The sequence below is a fragment of the Faecalicoccus sp. genome, from assembly GCF_036552745.1.
GTDB lineage: Bacteria > Bacillota_I > Bacilli_A > Erysipelotrichales > Erysipelotrichaceae > Faecalicoccus.
Window position 1 is genome coordinate 1 of sequence record NZ_JAXKBY010000113.1, and the last position, 3,862, is coordinate 3,862.

Here is a 3,862-nt window from a genome sequence, read left to right on the forward strand (position 1 = left end):
CCTGAAAGAACATCTCTGCAAACAGGATATAGATTGGCAGACGGGCGCTGCAACTCATAAATGGTGTAATCAGCATGACTTTGAAGCGGTCACGCCGGTTCTCCAAAGCCCTGGACGCCATAATTGCCGGAACCGTACAGCCAAAGCCCAGTATCATGGGAATGAAAGCCCTACCGGATAAGCCCAGCTTACTCATAATACCCTCCATGACATAGGCGACACGGGCCATGTATCCGCTGTCCTCCAGGAATGCCAATGCCAGGAACAGGATAAAAATGTTTGGCAAAAAAGTGAGGATTCCACCTACACCGGCTACAATACCGTCCACCAGCAAGGAACGCAGCATCTCGTTTACTCCGGCAGCGACTAAGCCATCGCTCAACAGTGCTGACAGGCTTTCAATGCCCATTTCAAAATATCCTTTCAGCCAGTCGCCAATGGTAAACGTCAGGAAAAATACCACCGCCATGATACCAAGGAAAATCGGGATACCCCAAACCCGGTGGGTCAGTGCCCGGTCTACTTTTTCAGTCAAGGCATCCTGCCGGTCTTTATTTACCAATACTTCCCTAATGATCTCCTGGATAAAATCGTACTTCTCATTGATGATGTCCGATTCATAGTTCCGGTCGATCACATCCGGGAGGCTTACCGGATAGCGTTCGGAGATTTCCTTATCCTGCTCCAACAGCTTAATTGCGTGCCACCGGTAATTCGTTAGGTTCGGATATTTCCGTTTCAGTTCCGCCATAATAAGGTCAATCTTGTCCTCAATAGCGTCGCTGTAAACCATCGCATATTCTGAATGATGGTCGTGCCGGTGCTTTGGTTTGTATTTGTGGTGATGAATCAAGCACTCCGGGTCTTTGCAGTCCTTGTGATGTGCCGCTGCGTGAAGAAGCACATCCAGGCCGGTTCGCTTTCTGGCTGAAACCGGAATGACCGGGATGCCCAGCATTTCCGGCAGCCTGTGTGTGTCAATTTCCATGCCACGCTTCTCCACAATATCCATCATGTTTAACGCCAGCACGACCGGCTTGCCCAGCTCTAAAAGCTGCAAAGTCAAGTATAAGTTTCGCTCCAGAGCGGAAGCGTCCGCAACATCAATAATCACATCGACTTCATCACTTAGTATGAACTGCCTGGATACCTGTTCCTCCATCGTGTAGGAGGTCAGGCTGTATGTTCCGGGAAGATCGACCAGACGAATATTCAAATCATGGTCTTTAATGGCGCCCTCTACTTTTTCAACCGTAACTCCCGGCCAGTTCGCCACTTTTAAGTTTGCGCCGGTATACGCATTAAAAAGCGTAGTCTTTCCGCAGTTCGGATTTCCGATGAAGCCGATTGTCAAGTTTTCTCTCATCGGAATTTACCCCACTAAAATATTTTTGGTGATATTGCGCCCAAGAGCAAACCGTGTTCCTCTCACCTTGACGATCAGAACACCGTGGCTTTTGCTATTCAGGACGGCAACGGAAGTCCCACGGGTCATGCCCAGAGCTTCCAGCCGCTTTTCCATATTGGTGGGCAGCTCAATATCTGAAACTTTGTAGTTATTTCCTATCTTTCCATCGCAGAGGTACATATACGGCCCTCCTTATCGCTTTACGCTGGAAGTCGCCGGCATCTTGCCAAACTCATACAGCATCATGGAAATCGTGATAACGACGAGGATCGCATCGGTCAGCGCAATCGCCAGCCACACGCCACGGATGCCCATGCCGCCGATCATCGGCAGAATGACGCAAAGCGGGATAAACAGGATAATCTGACGGAACAGCACCAGCCAGGTCGCCTTATTTGCCTTGCCCAAGGACTGGAACAAAGTTACGGCAATCAAGAAGCTGCCTTGCAGGATATAGGTGCTGAACATGATACGGAAGTTCGTGGCTCCCGATGCGGCGATACCCGGTGTTGTCAGGAACATAGACAAAATCTTTTCCGGGAACAGCTCCACCGGAATGTAGAATACCAGTGACAGTAACGTAGCGGCAATGATAAACACCTTTGTCAGCTTCTTTACACGGTCATAATCCTTTGCGCCGTAGTTCGTACCGGCGGCAGGCTGGAAGCCCTGGCTGATACCCCAAAGAGGAACAAAAGAGAAGTTCCAGAACCGGAGTGCTGCTCCCAAAAGAAGCTGGGAGGTTTCGCCGCCATAGTTGGATGCCACACGATAAATTACAGTCTGCTGTACCAGCGTAAGGATCTGCATCAACAGAGCAGATACGCCGACCGAAAGAACCTGCGGGAGCAGCGTGCCGTCGATGCGGATGCGTCCGATTTTCACGTTTGGGCTTTTCTTCTTGAAATACCACAGGGTAACAGCGGCCTGGATAAACTGGGAAAGGACGGTCGCATAAGCAGCGGCCTCAATGCCCATGCCATAGGGATTTAAGATCGTAATAAAAATCGGGTCGAGAATGATGTTAAGGATTGCACCGCTGGCGATGATGGTCATTGCTTTTTTAAGCTGCCCCTCACCACGGATTACCATGTTTGCACTCTGGAAGAAGTTTACGAACAGAGAACCGGCAAACACGATCCGCAGATATTTTTCAGCATAGTTCAGAATATTGTCGCTTGCACCGGCCAGGGACAGAAGCTGACGGGTAAACGTCATGCCGATCACTGTATATATCACCGACAGCAGAAGAACCATAGCAACCAGGTTGCCCATGATCTTTTTGACGGTGTTTTCGTCCTTTTTGCCAATGGCACGGGACAGCACCGAAGCGGAACCCACGCCCAGCATAGCGGCTGAACCAGCGTTGATTAAGGTAAACGGATAGGATACAGAAACGGCTCCCATCTGCACGTCGCCCACCAACTGGCCGACAAAGATGGAATCCATCATGTTGTAAAGCCCGACAACCACCATGCCCAAGACAGCAGGGATGCTCAGTTCCAGCATGAGAGGCCAGGGACTTTTCGTTAAAAGTTTTGTTCTTGTGTCAAGTGCCTGTTTCATCACTTATTTCCTCCTGATCTTCATTCATTAGCCACATCTAACCACCTAAAGTATATAAAATTAGGGCTTTTTTGTACGCTCCTAATTGCAGGATTTACAATCCAATCCGAAACGAAATTAGGAGTGGAAAGGCAAGAATCCCTTTCCGCTCCTGGTATTACCGTGCCATTTTTTCAAGTAGTTTCAGGGCTTCCTCCAGCTTCGGATTTTCTGCATCGGTTTGCAAAGCCTCCCGGACACAGTTTCGGATATGTGCCTGTAGAATCTGTTGATTTACGCTCTTTAACAAAGCCTGCACGGACTGAAGCTGCGTGGATATATCTACACAATAGCGATCTTCCTCAATCATTTGCAGGATACCGTCTATTTGTCCTCTGGCAATCTTCAATTTGTGAGTAATATCATCTTTTTTTGCTTTCATAGGCCGCCCGTTTACTGGATACCCACAACCTGATAGCCCGCATCCTCAATCGCCGCTTTCAATACTTCATCCGGCACATCCTGATTAAGCTGCACCTGTGCCGATTTGTTTTCAAGGCTGACAGAAACCTCCCTGATGCCCTGGATTTCACGCAGCGCCTTGTCAACGTGCTTTACGCAGTTCATGCAGACCATCCCCTCAATATTCAATACTTTTTCCATTTCAATCGCTCCTTTGCTTATTTTTTTAGCTGGTGTTTCTGCATACGATTGGGCCGTGTCTGGCTCCGTATGGGATAAGTGCTTTGCTTTGAACCATCTCAGCCGCAGGGCGTTCGATACCACAAATACAGAGCTGAAGCTCATTGCAAACGCACCGATCATTGGATTCAATTTCAGGTCAAAAGGCAGGTAAAAAAGCCCTGCTGCCACCGGAATCCCGATAATGTTATAGATAAATGCCCAGAA

5 protein-coding genes are annotated in these 3,862 nt (G+C 48.8%); all 5 read right to left on the bottom strand.

Annotated elements, in window-relative coordinates:
- Positions 1-1,366 (bottom strand): ferrous iron transport protein B (gene feoB, locus U0M88_RS05415; RefSeq protein ID WP_331869148.1); only part of this gene is annotated, 1,366 nt, incomplete at its 3' end.
- Between the two features lie 6 nt (positions 1,367-1,372).
- The gene (locus tag U0M88_RS05420) at positions 1,373-1,588 is read right to left on the bottom strand and encodes a FeoA family protein (RefSeq protein ID WP_112090135.1); all 216 of its coding nucleotides are present in this window, start codon (positions 1,586-1,588) and stop codon (positions 1,373-1,375) included.
- Between the two features lie 12 nt (positions 1,589-1,600).
- Positions 1,601-2,974 carry an MATE family efflux transporter gene (locus U0M88_RS05425; RefSeq protein WP_112090134.1) on the bottom strand — a complete coding sequence of 458 codons (1,374 nt, stop codon included), beginning with the start codon at positions 2,972-2,974 and terminating at the stop codon, positions 1,601-1,603.
- 157 nt (positions 2,975-3,131) lie between these two features.
- Positions 3,132-3,395: a metal-sensing transcriptional repressor gene (locus tag U0M88_RS05430; RefSeq protein WP_112090133.1), complete on the bottom strand. Its 264-nt coding sequence runs from the start codon at positions 3,393-3,395 to the stop codon at positions 3,132-3,134.
- A gap of 11 nt (positions 3,396-3,406) precedes the next feature.
- On the bottom strand, positions 3,407-3,862 hold a 456-nt coding region (locus tag U0M88_RS05435; protein WP_331869149.1), incomplete at its 5' end, for a heavy-metal-associated domain-containing protein.